This window comes from Aeromonas sp. 602200 (assembly GCF_049173895.1).
Taxonomy (GTDB): domain Bacteria; phylum Pseudomonadota; class Gammaproteobacteria; order Enterobacterales; family Aeromonadaceae; genus Aeromonas; species Aeromonas veronii_A.
The window spans coordinates 311,063-325,556 of sequence record NZ_JAAKSL010000001.1 but is presented as its reverse complement, the minus strand read 5'-3'; the positions used below and the strand labels follow the sequence as shown (position 1 = coordinate 325,556).

Here is a 14,494-nt window from a genome sequence, read left to right as displayed (position 1 = left end):
GAATATTGACCTGGATTGCCGATCTCCGTCACAAAAATAATTTTGTCAATTTTTCGAAATCTTGAGGCAAATGAGTGACAAAGGGGAGTAAACAGGGAGGGAACAGGCAGCGTCTCGTGACCGCCGCCTGCTATTGAGGATGGCTCTGAGGTTGTTAACCAGCGATGTTAAATGTCCCACTGCAGGCGTGACTGCAGGGCGTTGGCAACAGGGGCAAGTGGCTCTTTCATCTCGCCAATCAGTACCATATTGGCGCCTTTGAGCTGGACTATCTCCCCTTTGAGGGTGCCATCATCAAAGGTGTCCTGTTGCAGGGTTAATGGCACATGTTTGGGCACTAAAAAGAGAGTGACTGGCCCCATCTTTCCCTGGATCACCATGTGCAAGGCCGGTCCCTGATAAAACGAGCAGTGATTGACATAGGTCACCTTAAGCCCATCCATCCCGCTTAAGGTGGCGCCATACTTCCCCATCTTGGCATTGATGCTATGCAGATTGACCTGCTCATCGACACCTTCAATAAAGGGTTCTTCACCATAGACATGAGCCATCGCCACCTGTGCGAGGGAGAGGGCCGCAGGAGCCGTTTCTGGCAGCGTGATCCAGCGGGTGCTCATTCCCAGCAGGAAGGCGACCGATGCAGCCAGGGCGATCTGGCGCCAGGATGTCGATGTCCGGATCTTGACCGGTGCCGTGCCAAGGGGGCGGGATGGCGGCATATCATCTGGCGCGTCACTGTCTTGCAGCATGGCTTGCCTGAGCAGGATCCGCTCGGCCAGTCCGGCGGGAACCTCTACCTGCATGGTGCGCTTGAGGCTTCTGTCGAACTGCTTCATCTCGTCGAGGTAGATCCGATTGGCCTGGCTTGCTTCAGCAGTTTTGAGAAAGTCCGGTTGTTGATCGTTGGGCTGGATCATGGCGTTGCGGCGAAATTCGAGTTCATCCATGTCCGTGTCCTCTTGCTTGGTTCTTCTGCTCCATCGCCTCCTTGATCTGGTTGCGGGCGCGAAACAGTCGGGTCATAACGGTGTTCTTGTTGAGGCCGAGCATCTCGGCAATCTCCTCACCACTGAATCCTCCCACGACTTGCAGCAGCAGTGGCTCCTGATACTCCTCGGGCAACCGGGCGATGTGACGGTGCAACCACTCGTTCTCCATCTCCTGTTCGCTGTGCAGCGCATCGTGCTGGGGTTGAGGGTGATCGTCGAGATCAATCAGTTCCAGCTGTTTGCGTTCAAAGCGGCGGGCGTTTTCCCGTCTGAGGATGGTGATCAGCCACCCTTTGGCTGCCTTGTCATCCTGCAGGGTGTCGATAGCCTTCCATGCTCGCAGAAAGGTCTCTTGCACCAGATCTTCCGCTACGTTGGGATCCCGGGTCAGCCAGTAGGCATACCGGTATAGATCGCCGTGCAGCGCATGAACCAGTGCTTCAAATTTGGTTTGTTTGTCAGCCATGGGATCAGAGACCGGCGAAATGGCCGGATCATTTCCACCAATATGCTGCTGAGCACGTTTTTTTCTAAAAAACAGCAGTACCATAGAGCAATCCTTGTCAGGGGGCGTGGCGGCGGAAGCGGTAACTCCCGTGCGCCAGCAGGTAAATCAGGTGCGCAATACCGGCAGCTTCATCTGCCCTGAGGGTACGCGCCAGAGCGCGCCACTCGATGGGGGGGCCAGAAGAGGGTCGTGAAAAACAGGCTCGCTCGAGTGCGGCTAGCGCGTTGCCGAGCCGATTATGCCCAGCGTCAGGCAACTGGCCTAATTGATAATAGGAGACCTGCCATCGCAAGGTCGCCCACCGGATCAGCGTCTTGCGACTGGCATCCGGCTGGTGTCGGGCAAGGGCTCGTTGCAGTTGATAGAAGGCGCGCCAGCGGGGCCCGTTGCGCCATAGCGTACGCAGCGTTATGGCCAGCACGACCCACCAAAGGCTCTCTCGCAGTGCCACCTGCGATGTCTGCTGATCAGGTTGCCGATTTGTCGTTGCCTGAAACGTCAGCGTGATGGCGGGCAGGCTGGCCTGCTCAATCCGGCCACTTTGGGTATTAAACCAGGGCAGATCAATGGGGGGCAGCTGGTAGTCGCCGCTCTGCTCCGCGACCAGAGTCTGGCGCCACTGTCGCTCAAACAGCAGCTTGCCATCTCGGTAACGCTCCTGCTGTTGCTCGCCATCGGGATGTGCCTGTATGCCGCTTGGCAGTTGATGGGCCATCAGGGGGGCAAGCTGGATCTGGCCGCTGTCACCATTTTCCATGGTCAGGGTGAGGATCCGGATCAGCGGTTCACCCACTTCCCCCTTGGAGGCCGGTTCAAGCCGTTGACTCAGGGTCAGCCGGGTGGCCACCGGCGTGGCGGGGGCCTTGTCGACCCTCACCTCGAGCGGTGCCGCGCGGGCCGAGAGTTTTTGCGGCTTGCTCCCCTGCTGCGTGAGCTGCCCCTGCAAGCGGGGTGAGTCGAGGAGCCATAGCCCAGGCGCTTTTGCCTGAACGAGCCAGCTGCGGGTGAGCCTGCCGGGCAGACCAGCCTGAGCGGGGGCGATCCACTCGTCGCTACCGAGGCGACGGATAGTGAAGTGGGCAGAGCTAAGCTCGCTCAGGGCCGGGTTTTGCATACTGGTGGGCAGCCACAGTGTCAGCCGGTAGATCACCGGCTGGCCGGGATAGAGCGGGCCCTGATGCTCAAGGCTGGCCTGCATCTCGAGGGGCGAGGGGGCTGCGGGTTGCGGCAGCGAGGCAGTTTTCGCCTCTCTCAATGGCAGGGTGAGCGAGGGGGTAAACTCATTTCCCAGCTTGAGCGGGGCAATCACCACCTCGGTATTTGCAGGTGAACCGCTCTGGTGCAGCGGGATCTGCCAGCGAGTCAGTTGTTGTACCGGGGTGGTGACCCGGCTCATGGTCACTCTGCCCACTGCAAACTGGCGCAGTAGGGGGGTGATCTCCAGTTCGCTGCTCTGGCGCTCGCCATCCGCTTCGATGATCAGCAGCCAATCGCTGGGGTCAGCCCCCGGCAGCAGCTCTGCCCGGGGGGGTAAGGCCCAGCAAAGTGGACTCACCAGTGCGAGCAACAACCCCCATCCTGCCCGCGTCACCAGGGCTCCTCCACCTTGATAAGATCCCGGCGCAGCGCCTCTTTACGCAGTCGCTGCTCCAGCAGCAACACCGGGGGAGAGGAGGGCAAGGGCATTGCCGTCGCCTGCTGAGCTGCCGATGGTTCGGGCTGCTTACTGTTGCTGGTATCGGGAGCGGCCGCCGCAGCTCCCTGTAACAGAGAGAGATTATAGAGCGCATCTTCATGCCCGGGTTCGAGCGCCAGAGCGGCCAGATAGGCCTCTTTGGCTGCGGCAAACTCCCCCAGTTGCAGCAGGGCATTGCCGCGGTTGTAGTGGGCAGTGGCGCTCGCCGCTTCCTGATAGGCTGAGATGGCTTGCCGGTAGGCACCAGCTCGATACCAGGCGTTGCCGCGCCAGACTGGATCGTTGAAGGTGCGGGCTGCCCGCTGAAAATCCCCCTCTTGATAAGCCTGCATCGCTTGCAGGTCTCCCCTCTCTGCCGCTTGCAGGTCTTGTGGCGCAAGCAGCTGAGCACCCACCATCAGCGCCATCATCAACCGGGCGCCGACTCTGGCCAGCAAGGCCAGTGGTAACAAGGGGATCAGCAGCCAGGGGCCAAGATCCAGTGGTGCCGGGGTGAGGGCCGAGGTCGTGGCGGGGAGAGGAGCAAATCGGGGTACATCGCTACCAAGCCATTGCAGCTCACCGCCGAGGCGATTGGCCAGTGCGGCAATGGCCTGACTATCGGGGGCGGGCAACTGCGCGGGCATGCGGGCGGCAAACCCCAACTCATTGGCCGGAATGGCGGGCATGGGGGCCGGTTGACCACTGCTGGCAAGCAGAATATCGAGGCGTGCCGACTGGGTGTCGCGGCAAAGAAGGCGTTGCTGGCAGGGCCACAGGGCGGCGATTTGGGTCATCTGATTCCGGGTGAGGTCGTCGGTGATCAGCAGCAGACGCGCTTGTTCTCCAGGGGCCAGCTGCTTCATGGCAAGTTCCACCGCCCGTGCCGGGTTGCTGCCCTGCAGCGGCATGATATCGGGGCGCAAGTCGGGCAGCAGCAGCGAAAGGGCTTGATGATCCCGGGTGGGCGGCATGGCGAGGTAGGCATCGCCTGCGTAGAGGATCAGCGCGATGCGCTCGCCCTGAGCACGGCTCAGCAGTTGCTGCAACTGCCACCTGACCCGGGTCGCCCGATCCGGTTTGAGATCGGTGGCGGTCATCGAGCGTGACAAGTCCAGTAGCCAGATATCTAGCGGTGCCGCAGGTTGCTGTTGCAGCTCACCGCGCAGTGCCGGTCCACTCAGGGCCAAAATGACGGGCAGGGTTGCCAGCCAGAGCCAGGGACGTTGAGGACGGGATGCTGGCAGCAGATAAGCCTGCATCGCAGGTGCGAGCAGCGGGGGCTGGCGACGACGGTGCCACCCTTGCCAGAGCCAGGGGATGAGTGCGATCAGCCACAGGGGGCGGAGCAAGATCAGCTCCATCTGCGCGTGCCTCGTGCCAGCCAGTTACGCACCATGCGAAACTCCAGTCTGCCGTGCCCTGATGGCAGAAGCAGCAAGCCACAAAGCAGTGCCAACGGCCAGGGATAGAGCTCGATCACCGGCTGGTACTGGGCAATCGGCATGGGGGCAGGTTCAAGGGCATTGAGAGTCGCATTGATGGTATCGAGATCGCTTTGGGTGCGTGCCCGAAAGTAACGCCCCTGGCCTGTCTCGGCCAGCTCTTTCAGGAGCGGCTCGTCAAGTTCGCTGCTGGGATCGGCCTGACCGCTGCCCGCCTCATCGTAGGGTTGGATAAAGGTATCGGGATCGGCCCCGACCCCCAGCGTGTAGATCCGTATTCCCTGCGCTGCGGCGAGTTTGGCCTCCTGCAGCGGATCGGCATTGCCTGCGGTATTGCGGCCATCAGTGACCAGCAGCAGGGCGGTGGGGCGACCCGGCTCCCCATGCTGACGTGCCAGCTGGATCGCCTCGCCAAGGGCGGTGGTACGGCCGACCAGATCAAAATCGAGCTCGTCGCTCAAGGTCAACAGCGCCGGGATCTCCTGAGTGAGGGGAGAGAGCAGATAGGCGTGATCGGCAAAGACGATGAGGCCCACCCTGTCACCAGCCCGCTTGGCGATCAACGCCTTGATCTGCTGGCGCACCGCCGTCAGGCGCGCTTGCTGTTCGCCGTTGTCGAGCATATCCGGAGTACGCATACTGTCTGACAGATCCACTGCCAGCAGCAGATCCCGACTCCCTTCATATTGGATAACCGGTTCCCCCCACCACTGGGGGCGGCAGAGGGCGAGAATAAGAGCGCACCAGAGCAGCATGGCGCGCCAGAGCGGCAATCCGGCCTGAGGGCGCAGCAGCGCAAACCCGGGATGAGCCAGATAACCGCGGCGCAGGGGTGGCAAGCCGAAGCGCACCAGCAAGGGCAGCACCAGCGCCAGCGCAAACCAGGGCCAGGCCAGGATCATGGCTGCCTCCGCGCAGCTTTACGCGTCAAGCGGGGATAGCGTTGCAAGAAGAGGCTCTTACCCCAGCGGCGATAATGTTGCCGAAGCTGTTCGCTCTGCTCGCGAGTCGGGTTCTGGCTGCCATAGAGCCAACTGCTCCAGTGAGACGAGAACTGGCTGAAATCGCTGCCACCGTGACGATCGACGAAGGCGAGCCACGCCTCTCCCTGAAGCTGGCGCGCCTCGGGCCAGCGTTGCAGTGCTTCATGACGCAGGGCCTCCTGTATGCGTGCCACCAGCAGTGCCGGATCTCCCTCCAGCTGACGACACCAGCGGCGGTAACGTATCACCCTCTTGGCAATCAGGGCGATCAGCAGCAGTAATAACGCTGTGATCAATAGCCACAATAGCGCCTGCACTCTGGGGTCAAGACTCTGTTCAATCAGATCCGGCCCCGGGTGGATGTCGCGCATCAGGGCGGCCAGCGGCGGAGTGATGGCCTCGGAGGCGGGACTGGCGCTGTCGAGTTCGGTGGGCGAGCTCATCCCTGATGACATAACCCCTCCTGCCACTGCTGTTGCAGCGTCTGGCTGTTATCGAGCAGATAGAGGCGCTGCACCAGCGGCAGCAACAGCTGCTTGCCATGGGCCAGCTGCTGTTCGGCAGCTTGCTGGTAGCGGCGGGAGAAACCGGCATGGCCCCCATCCAGCCAGCCCTGATAGTGCTGGGCTGGCCGATCGATGGCCACCGGCAGCTGGCCGTCAGGGGGAAGGGCAGCCTCAAGGGGATCGCGGATCTGCCAATAGTGGATATCGTGGCGGCGGGAGAGCAGCTGCAACTGCTGACAGAGCGCTGACTCACAGGGTCTGTGGTCGGTGATCAGCGTCAGTTTGGCACCATGGGGCAGCTTCACGCTGGCCAAGGTGTCGGCCAGTGAATGGGATAGTACCCGACGTGCCAGCCCTTGCTGGTAGTGATGGCAGAGGGATTCGAGCAGGGGCAGCACGCTGCCGCGCTGGCTCTGGTGATTTGGGATAAGCCCGTGGCAGATCAGGGTGTTGTGCTGCTTCTCCCCTTGCCAGATCAGGGCTGCTGCCAGCTCGCATCCCAGACGCGCCTTGAGCTGCCGTGTGGAGCCGAAATACATGGCGGGGGAGAGATCAAGCAGCAGCCAGTGCGCCTGATCCAGCTCCTCGCTATAGAGGCGGGTATAGGGACGACCGAGGCGCGCCGTCACTCGCCAGTCGATATGGCGTACCTCGTCACCCGCCTGATAGGCGCGCAGCTCGCGAAACGTGAGTCCGGGAGAGCGGCCAGGTTTGCCGCGTTCGCTATTGATTCGGCCTAAGTTAGGTGGCTTCTTGGCTTTCGCCCAGAGCCGGATATTGAGCAGCCGTGGCAGCGACAGGGCGATATCGGGATGGAGGTCCGGCGCTAGGGACATGGCACCTGATCCAGCAGTTGGGCGATCAGGATGTCGTTATCCAGATTGTCGGCCAGTGCCTGATAGCTGGGAATAAGGCGATGGCGCAGCACCGGATAGGCTTGCAGCTGGATATCTTCCGGCAGCACATAATCTCGTCCGGCAAGCCAGGCTCGGGCGCGGGCGGAGCGAGCCAGCCCCAGCGTAGCCCGAGGGCTGGCCCCCACGGCAATCAATGGCTCAAGGGCAGGGCAAAGACCACTGCCCGGGCGAGTGGCGCAGACCAGCTCCACCAGATAGTGCTCCAGTCGACTTTGCATGGTCACCGCCAGCACTTCGCTGCGAGCACGCTGCAAGCTGGTCTGACTCAGGGTCACTGGTGCCGCGCCAAGCTGTTCGCCGCTGGTGTTGAGCTGCAAGATGGCGAGCTCCATGGTGGGGCTCGGGTAGTCCACCATTAACTTGAGCAGAAAGCGGTCGAGCTGCGCCTCCGGCAGGGGATAGGTTCCCTCCTGCTCGATGGGATTCTGGGTGGCGGCGACCATAAATAGAGGTGGCAGTCGCCAGCTCTTTTTGCCTACGGTGATCTGGTGTTCAGCCATGGCTTCCAGCAGTGCAGATTGCACCTTGGCCGGTGCCCGGTTGATCTCGTCCGCCAGCACCAGATGGTTGAAGAGGGGGCCTGGCTGGAAAACAAAACTGGCATCCTGCGGGTGAAACACCTCGCTGCCGGTGAGATCGGCGGGAAGCAGGTCGGGGGTAAACTGGATACGGGCAAAGCGTCCCTCGACGGCGCCAGCGAGCGCCTTGACTGCGCGGGTTTTGGCAAGACCGGGGGCCCCTTCGATTAACACATGTCCTTCACATAACAGGGCAATCAGGAGCCCTTCTATTAGCTCCTCCTGCCCCAGGATCTGACTGCCAAGATAGTCCCTAAGTGCTCTGAAGTCGGCCGCTGCCATGCGATAAACCCGTTGTTTTTATGGAAGTTGATCTTTTTATACTCCAGTTGCTTCCCAAGGGCGAGCAAAGGGGCCTTGCCGCGCTTAATTTAGTTTCAATCAGCTGTATGAAACTTGTGATTGGATTGTTAAGATGTGGCGCAATGAGGTCAGACCTCTGCCTTTTAAACCAAGGAGCCAGGATGAAACAGCCATTGAAACTGACGACTCGCCAGGGCGAACGGATTGCCGTCGTGGCGGGGCTGCGTACCCCCTTTGCCAAGCAGGCCACCGCCTTTCATGGCGTGCCTGCAGTCGATCTCGGCAAACTGGTGGTGAGCGAGATGCTCGCCCGTACCGATCTCGATCCCAAGCTTATCGACCAGCTGGTGTTTGGCCAGGTAGTTCAGATGCCGGAAGCACCCAACATTGCTCGCGAGATCGTGCTCGGTACCGGCATGAGCGTCAATACCGATGCCTATAGCGTCTCCCGCGCCTGCGCCACCAGTTTTCAGGCGGTGGCCAACGTCACCGAATCCATCATGGCCGGTACCGTAGACATCGCCATCGCCGGCGGCGCTGACTCCTCTTCCGTGCTGCCCATCGGGGTGAGCAAGAAGCTGGCCCGCGCCCTGGTGGATCTCAACAAGGCGCGCAATCTGCAGCAGCGCTTCAATATTCTGCGGACATTGAGGGTCAAGGATCTGCTGCCGGTGCCGCCTGCGGTGGCGGAATATTCGACCGGCCTCTCCATGGGGCAGACCGCTGAGCAGATGGCCAAGAGCCACCAGATCAGCCGCGAGGCGCAAGATGCGCTGGCTCACCGCTCCCACACTCTGGCCGCGCAGGCTTGGGCTGATGGCAAGCTCAGCGGTGAGGTGTTTACCGCCCATGTACCGCCCTACAAGTCACCGCTGGAGCGGGACAACAATATCCGTGAAAGCTCGGATCTCGCGAGCTACGCCAAGCTCAAACCGGTGTTTGACCGGGTTCATGGCACAGTCACTGCTGCCAACGCCACGCCGCTGACCGATGGCGCCGCTGCCGTGTTGCTGATGCGCGAAGGTCGCGCGAAAGAGCTGGGCCTCGAGCCGCTTGGTTATATCCGCAGCTTCGCCTTCTCGGCCATCGATGTCTGGCAAGACATGCTGATGGGGCCCTCCTACGCCACGCCGCTGGCGCTGGACAGAGCTGGTATCACGCTCAGTGATCTGACCCTGATCGACATGCACGAAGCCTTTGCCGCCCAGACGCTGGCCAACCTCAAGATGTTTGCCAGCCACGAGTTTGCCCGTGACAAGCTGGGCCGCGATCAGGCCATCGGCGAGGTGGACATGGAGAAGTTCAACGTCCTCGGTGGTTCGCTGGCCTATGGCCACCCCTTTGCCGCGACCGGTGCGCGGATGATCACCCAGACCCTGCATGAGCTGCGTCGTCGCGGCGGGGGACTGGGGCTCAACACCGCCTGTGCGGCGGGTGGATTGGGCGTGGCTATGGTGTTGGAGGTTGAATGATGAACGCTAAGACTTTTTCCCTGGATGTTCGCAAAGATGGCATCGGCATCCTCACCATGGATGTGCCGGGCGAGAGCATGAATACCCTCAAGGCCGCCTTTGTCGAGGAGATCCGCTCTGTACTGGACGAGGTAAAACGCAACAAAGATTTGATCGGGCTGGTGATCACCTCCGGCAAGAAGGACTCCTTCATCGCCGGCGCTGACATTACCATGCTGGCCGCCTGCACCAGTGCCAAGGATGCCGAGACCCTGTCACGAGAAGGGCAGGAGATCTTTGCCGAGATCGAGGGGCTGACCATTCCGGTCATCGCCGCCATTCATGGCCCCTGCCTCGGTGGCGGGCTGGAGCTGGCGCTGGCCTGTCATGGTCGGGTGGTGACCGATCATGGCAAATCTGTGCTGGGATTGCCGGAAGTTCAGCTCGGCCTGCTGCCGGGCTCTGGCGGTACCCAGCGTCTGCCGCGCCTTATCGGGGTGGCCAAGGCGCTGGATCTGATGCTGACCGGCAAGCAGGTGCGGGCCAAACAAGCCAAGAAATTGGGGCTGGTGGACGATGTGGTGCCGCCGTCAATCTTGCTGGATGCTGCCATCAAGCTGGCCAAGAAGGGCAAACCGCGCCATCAGTTGAAGCGGGATCTGCAGGGCAAGGTGCTGGAGACCAACAAGCTGGGCCGCAAGGTGCTGTTCGATCAGGCCAGCAAGGGGGTGAAAGCCAAGACCCGTGGTAACTACCCGGCGCCGGAGCGGATCCTGGACGTGGTGCGTATCGGTGTGGAGGAGGGGATGAAGGCCGGTCTGGCCGCCGAATCCCGTCACTTTGGCGAGCTGGTGATGACTGCTGAGTCTGCCGCCCTGCGTTCCATCTTCTTTGCCACCACCGAGATGAAGAAAGAGGTCACCTATCAGGGAGCCGAGCCGCGCAAGGTGGCCCATGCCGCTGTGCTGGGCGGTGGTCTGATGGGGGGCGGCATTGCGTTCGTCACCGCTACCAAGGCGGGTGTGCCGGTGCGGATCAAGGATGTGGCAAGCGCCGGGATCGGCAATGCCATGCGCTACAGTTATGACATTCTGGCCAAGAAGCTCAAGCGCCGTCACATTTTGCGCAGCGAGCTGGAAAAGCAGATGAGCCTGTTGACCGGTACCCTCGACTACTCCGGTTTTCACCGGGTCGACATAGTGGTGGAGGCGGTGTTTGAAGATCTCAATCTCAAACACCAGATGGTGAAAGACGTAGAGCGTGAGTGCGCTGAACACACAGTGTTTGCCTCCAATACCTCCTCCCTGCCCATCAACCAGATTGCGGCAGAGGCGGCGCACCCAGAGCGAGTCGTGGGGCTGCACTACTTCAGCCCGGTGGACAAGATGCCACTGGCGGAGATCATCCCCCACGCTGGCACCAGTGCCGAGACGGTCGCGACCACCCTGGCCTTTGCCCGTGCTCAGGGTAAAACGCCTATCGTGGTGAAGGACGAAGCTGGTTTCTACGTCAACCGCATCCTGGCGCCCTACATGAATGAAGCGGCGCGACTGGTGCTGGAAGGGGAGCCGGTGGAGGTGCTGGATAGCGCGCTGCTGGACTTTGGCTTCCCGGTTGGCCCCATCACTTTGCTGGACGAGGTGGGGATCGATGTGGGCGCCAAGATCTCCCCCATTCTCGAGAAAGAGCTGGGCGGCGAGCAGTTCCAGGCACCCAAGGCGTTCGACAAGCTGTTGCAAGACGATCGCAAGGGGCGCAAGAACGGCAAGGGCTTCTACCTCTATGGCAAGGCGGCACCGCGCAACAAGCTGACCGGCAAAGAGGGCAAGAAGACGGTGGACGAGAGCGTCTATGGCGTGCTCGGCATCAAGCCGTCTGCCAAGCTGGCCCGTCAGGAGATCGCCGAGCGCTGCGTGCTGCTGATGCTCAACGAAGCGGCCATGGCGCTGGATAGCGGTGTGGTGGCCTCGGCCCGTGATGGCGATATCGGGGCCATCTTCGGCATCGGCTTCCCGCCGTTCCTCGGCGGCCCGTTCCGCTATATGGATACACTCGGGATCGATCATCTGGTTGGTCGTCTGGAGTATTACCAGAAGCGCCACGGCGACCGGTTTGCTCCCTGTGCCCGCCTCAAGGCGATGGCCGCGGAGCAGCAGACCTTCTACTGATAATCGCTGCAGAGTGACCGCAAGGCAAAGAGGCCCGCACACCATGCGGGCCTCCTTCTGTGTTGTGGCTTGTTCGGGTTGTACGGCTTGGGCAGCGCTCATGCTGGCAGAAGCAACCGATTAAAAAACGGCCCACCGAAGTGGGCCGTCGAGATATCGGGTCACGGGTCAGATCCCCGGTTTGCGCTCCGGGCAACGACCTATGATATCGGGCGGCAGCTCGCCGTTATCCTGCTCCAGCACTACATCAAACCCCCACAGCTGATGGAGGTGTTTGAGCACCTCATGGCGTGAGTCGCCAAGGGGGATGCGGTTGTGGGGCACATAGCGCAGGGTGAGGGATCGATCCCCCTTCACGGCGACGTTGTAGACCTGAATATTGGGCTCCAGATTGCTGAGATTGTATTGAGCTGACAGGGTGTTGCGCACCTGACGGTACCCCTCGTCATTGTGGATGGCGGAGACCTTGATGTAGTTCTTCAGATCGTCGTCATCAATGGCGAACAGCTTCATGTCGCGCATCACTTTGGGGCTTAAGAACTGGCTGATGAAGCTCTCGTCCTTGAAGTTTTGCATGGCAAAATGAAGGGTCTCCACCCAGTTGCTGCCGGCATAATCCGGGAACCAGTATCTATCCTCCTCGGTTGGGTTCTCGCAGATGCGGCGCAGGTCGGTAAACATGGCAAACCCCAGCGCATAAGGGTTGATCCCCGAGTAGTAGCGACTGTTGTAAGCCGGTTGATAGACCACGTTGGTGTGGCTGTGCAGCACCTCCATCATGAAGCGATCGCTCAGCTTGCCCTCGTCATAGAGGTGGTTGAGGATGGTGTAGTGCCAGAAGGTGGCCCACCCCTCGTTCATCACCTGAGTCTGCTTTTGTGGATAGAAATACTGGCTGATCTTGCGCACGATGCGTACCACTTCTCGCTGCCAGGGCTCCAGCAAGGGGGCATTCTTCTCGATGAAGTAGAGAATGTTCTCCTGGGGCTCTGCGGGGTAGCGCCTGTCCTCCACACCCGCCGCTTTATGCTGCTTGGGCAGGGTACGCCACAGCTCGTTGACCTGAGTCTGCAGATAATCTTCCCGCGCCTTCTGACGCCGCTTCTCCTCTGCCATCGAGATCTTCTGGGGACGCTTGTAGCGATCGACCCCGAAGTTCATCAGGGCATGGCAGGAGTCGAGCAACTGCTCCACCGCCTCGATGCCGTGCTTCTCTTCACACTCGGTGATGTATTTTTTGGCAAACAGCAGGTAGTCGATGATGGAAGAGGCATCGGTCCACGCCTTGAACAGGTAGTTGTTCTTGAAGAAGGAGTTATGACCGTAGCAGGCGTGGGCCATCACCAGCGCCTGCATCGGCATGGTGTTCTCCTCCATCAGATAGGCAATGCAGGGATCGGAATTGATGACGATCTCGTAGGCCAGTCCCATCTGTCCGCGCTTGTAATTGCGCTCGGTATGGATAAAACGCTTGCCGAACGACCAGTGCTGATAGCCGATGGGCATGCCGACGCTGGAGTAGGCATCCATCATCTGCTCGGCGGTGATCACCTCGATCTGGTTGGGGTAGGTGTCCAGCTTGTAGAAACGGGCGACCCGGGCGATCTCCTGGTGATAGGTCTCCAGCAGATCGAAGTTCCAGTCTGGTCCGTCATCCAGTGGCGCTACACGTTTTTCAGTTTCGATCATGTGACCTCCTCACGCCGCTTGTTTCTTGAACAGCTCGCGGAACACCGGATAGATATCCTCGACCTTGCGAATGTGCTCCATCGCAAAGTGGGGGAACTGGCTGGCTACCGACTCATATTCGTGCCACAGGGTCTGGTGGGCACGGGTAGTGATCTCGATGTAGGAGTAGTACCGCACCCTTGGCATGATGTCCCGCACCAGGATCTCCCTGCATTGCGGTGAATCATCTGCCCAGTTGTCACCATCCGACGCCTGCGCCGCATAGATATTCCACTGGTTGGCGGGGTAACGCTCGTTGATGATGTCATTCATCATCTTGAGGGCGCTGGAGACGATGGTGCCGCCGGTCTCCTGGGAGTAGAAGAACTCGTGCTCGTCCACCTCCTTGGCCTGGGTGTGGTGGCGGATATAGACCACCTCGACGTTCTTGTAGGTCCGGCTTAGGAACAGATAGAGCAGGATATAGAAACGCTTGGCCATCTCCTTGGTGGCCTGATCCATGGAGCCCGAGACGTCCATCAGACAGAACATCACTGCCTGACTGGAAGGGACGGGCCGTTTGACGAAGTTATTGAACTTGAGATCGAAGGTGTCAATAAACGGCACCGCATCGATCCGTCGTTTCAGCTCCCTGATCTCCTTCTCGAGCAGGGCGATTTCGGCAAAGTGCTCGTTGGGATCGGCGGCCAGCAGAGCCAGCCTATCTTCCAGTTCATGCAGTTGGCGCTTCTTGCCCGCTTGCAGCGCCATGCGCCGCGCCAGTGAATTTTGCAGGGAACGCACCACGTTGATATTGGCGGGCACCCCGTTGGAGGTGTAGCCCGCCCGATAGGTTTTCACCTCCATTAGCTGGTTGAGCTGGGTTTTCTGCAGCCTGGGCAGCTCCAGATCTTCAAACAGCAGATCGAGATACTCATCCTTGGAGATCTGGAACACGAAGTCATCGGCCCCTTCACCCTGATTGGATGCCTGCCCCTCGCCGGAACCCTGTCCGCCGCCCCCTCCTTTGGGGCGGTCAATCTTGTCGCCGGAGACGAATTGATCATTACCGGGATGCACCATCTCCCGTTTACCGCCTTGCCCCTGATGGAAATGGGGTTCGCCGATATCCTTGGTCGGGATGCTGATGCTCTCGCCCTTGTCTACGTCCTGAATGCTGCGCTTGGAGACAGCATCCGAGACCGCTTGTTTTATCTGCTTCTTGTAGCGGCGGATGAAGCGCTGCCGATTGACAGCGCTTTTGTTTTTGCCGTTGAGCCTGCGGTCGATAAAATGCGCCATA

12 protein-coding genes are annotated in these 14,494 nt (G+C 60.4%); 2 read left to right on the top strand and 10 right to left on the bottom strand.

Annotated features, from left to right (window positions below; all coding sequences use genetic code 11):
• Window positions 1-167: 167 nt before the first annotated feature.
• From G5221_RS01455 to G5221_RS01420, 8 genes are read right to left on the bottom strand one after another with little or no spacing between them, the layout of a single operon-like run.
• Window positions 168-947, bottom strand: coding sequence for a DUF3379 domain-containing protein (locus tag G5221_RS01455; protein WP_421262656.1), 780 nt, complete (start codon window positions 945-947; stop codon window positions 168-170).
• Window positions 940-1,539, bottom strand: coding sequence for a sigma-70 family RNA polymerase sigma factor (locus G5221_RS01450; protein ID WP_421262655.1), 600 nt, complete (start codon window positions 1,537-1,539; stop codon window positions 940-942). Before G5221_RS01450 ends, G5221_RS01455 begins: the two co-directional genes overlap by 8 nt.
• A 13-nt stretch (window positions 1,540-1,552) precedes the next feature.
• A complete protein-coding gene (locus G5221_RS01445; protein ID WP_204385366.1) occupies window positions 1,553-3,064 on the bottom strand; it encodes a BatD family protein in 1,512 nt (503 codons plus the stop codon).
• A 20-nt stretch (window positions 3,065-3,084) separates the two neighbouring features.
• Window positions 3,085-4,536, bottom strand: coding sequence for a VWA domain-containing protein (locus G5221_RS01440; protein ID WP_338454794.1), 1,452 nt, complete (start codon window positions 4,534-4,536; stop codon window positions 3,085-3,087).
• Window positions 4,527-5,519, bottom strand: coding sequence for a VWA domain-containing protein (locus tag G5221_RS01435; RefSeq protein ID WP_204383138.1), 993 nt, complete (start codon window positions 5,517-5,519; stop codon window positions 4,527-4,529). Before G5221_RS01435 ends, G5221_RS01440 begins: the two co-directional genes overlap by 10 nt.
• On the bottom strand, window positions 5,516-6,055 hold the full coding sequence (locus G5221_RS01430; RefSeq protein WP_204383140.1) for a DUF4381 domain-containing protein: 540 nt from the start codon (window positions 6,053-6,055) through the stop codon (window positions 5,516-5,518). The genes G5221_RS01435 and G5221_RS01430 overlap by 4 nt, the downstream gene beginning before the upstream one ends.
• On the bottom strand, window positions 6,040-6,942 hold the full coding sequence (locus G5221_RS01425; RefSeq protein ID WP_204383141.1) for a DUF58 domain-containing protein: 903 nt from the start codon (window positions 6,940-6,942) through the stop codon (window positions 6,040-6,042). The genes G5221_RS01430 and G5221_RS01425 overlap by 16 nt, the downstream gene beginning before the upstream one ends.
• A complete protein-coding gene (locus G5221_RS01420; RefSeq protein WP_204383142.1) occupies window positions 6,933-7,883 on the bottom strand; it encodes an AAA family ATPase in 951 nt (316 codons plus the stop codon). Before G5221_RS01420 ends, G5221_RS01425 begins: the two co-directional genes overlap by 10 nt.
• 182 nt (window positions 7,884-8,065) lie before the next feature.
• On the opposite strand from G5221_RS01420, the gene fadI reads away from it, so the two are divergent.
• Entirely contained in the window at window positions 8,066-9,376 is a 1,311-nt protein-coding gene (gene fadI / locus G5221_RS01415) for an acetyl-CoA C-acyltransferase FadI (RefSeq protein ID WP_058057647.1), read from the top strand.
• A complete protein-coding gene (gene fadJ, locus G5221_RS01410) occupies window positions 9,376-11,523 on the top strand; it encodes a fatty acid oxidation complex subunit alpha FadJ (protein ID WP_421262809.1) in 2,148 nt (715 codons plus the stop codon). Before fadI ends, fadJ begins: the two co-directional genes overlap by 1 nt.
• A 168-nt stretch (window positions 11,524-11,691) precedes the next feature.
• Here fadJ and G5221_RS01405 read toward each other — a convergent pair whose 3' ends face one another.
• Together G5221_RS01405 and G5221_RS01400 are read right to left on the bottom strand one after the other, a co-directional pair.
• Complete coding sequence (locus tag G5221_RS01405; RefSeq protein WP_236345989.1) at window positions 11,692-13,212, bottom strand: SpoVR family protein; 1,521 nt, start codon at window positions 13,210-13,212, stop codon at window positions 11,692-11,694.
• A gap of 9 nt (window positions 13,213-13,221) precedes the next feature.
• Entirely contained in the window at window positions 13,222-14,493 is a 1,272-nt protein-coding gene (locus tag G5221_RS01400) for a YeaH/YhbH family protein (protein ID WP_064341232.1), read from the bottom strand.
• Window position 14,494: the final 1 nt, after the last annotated feature.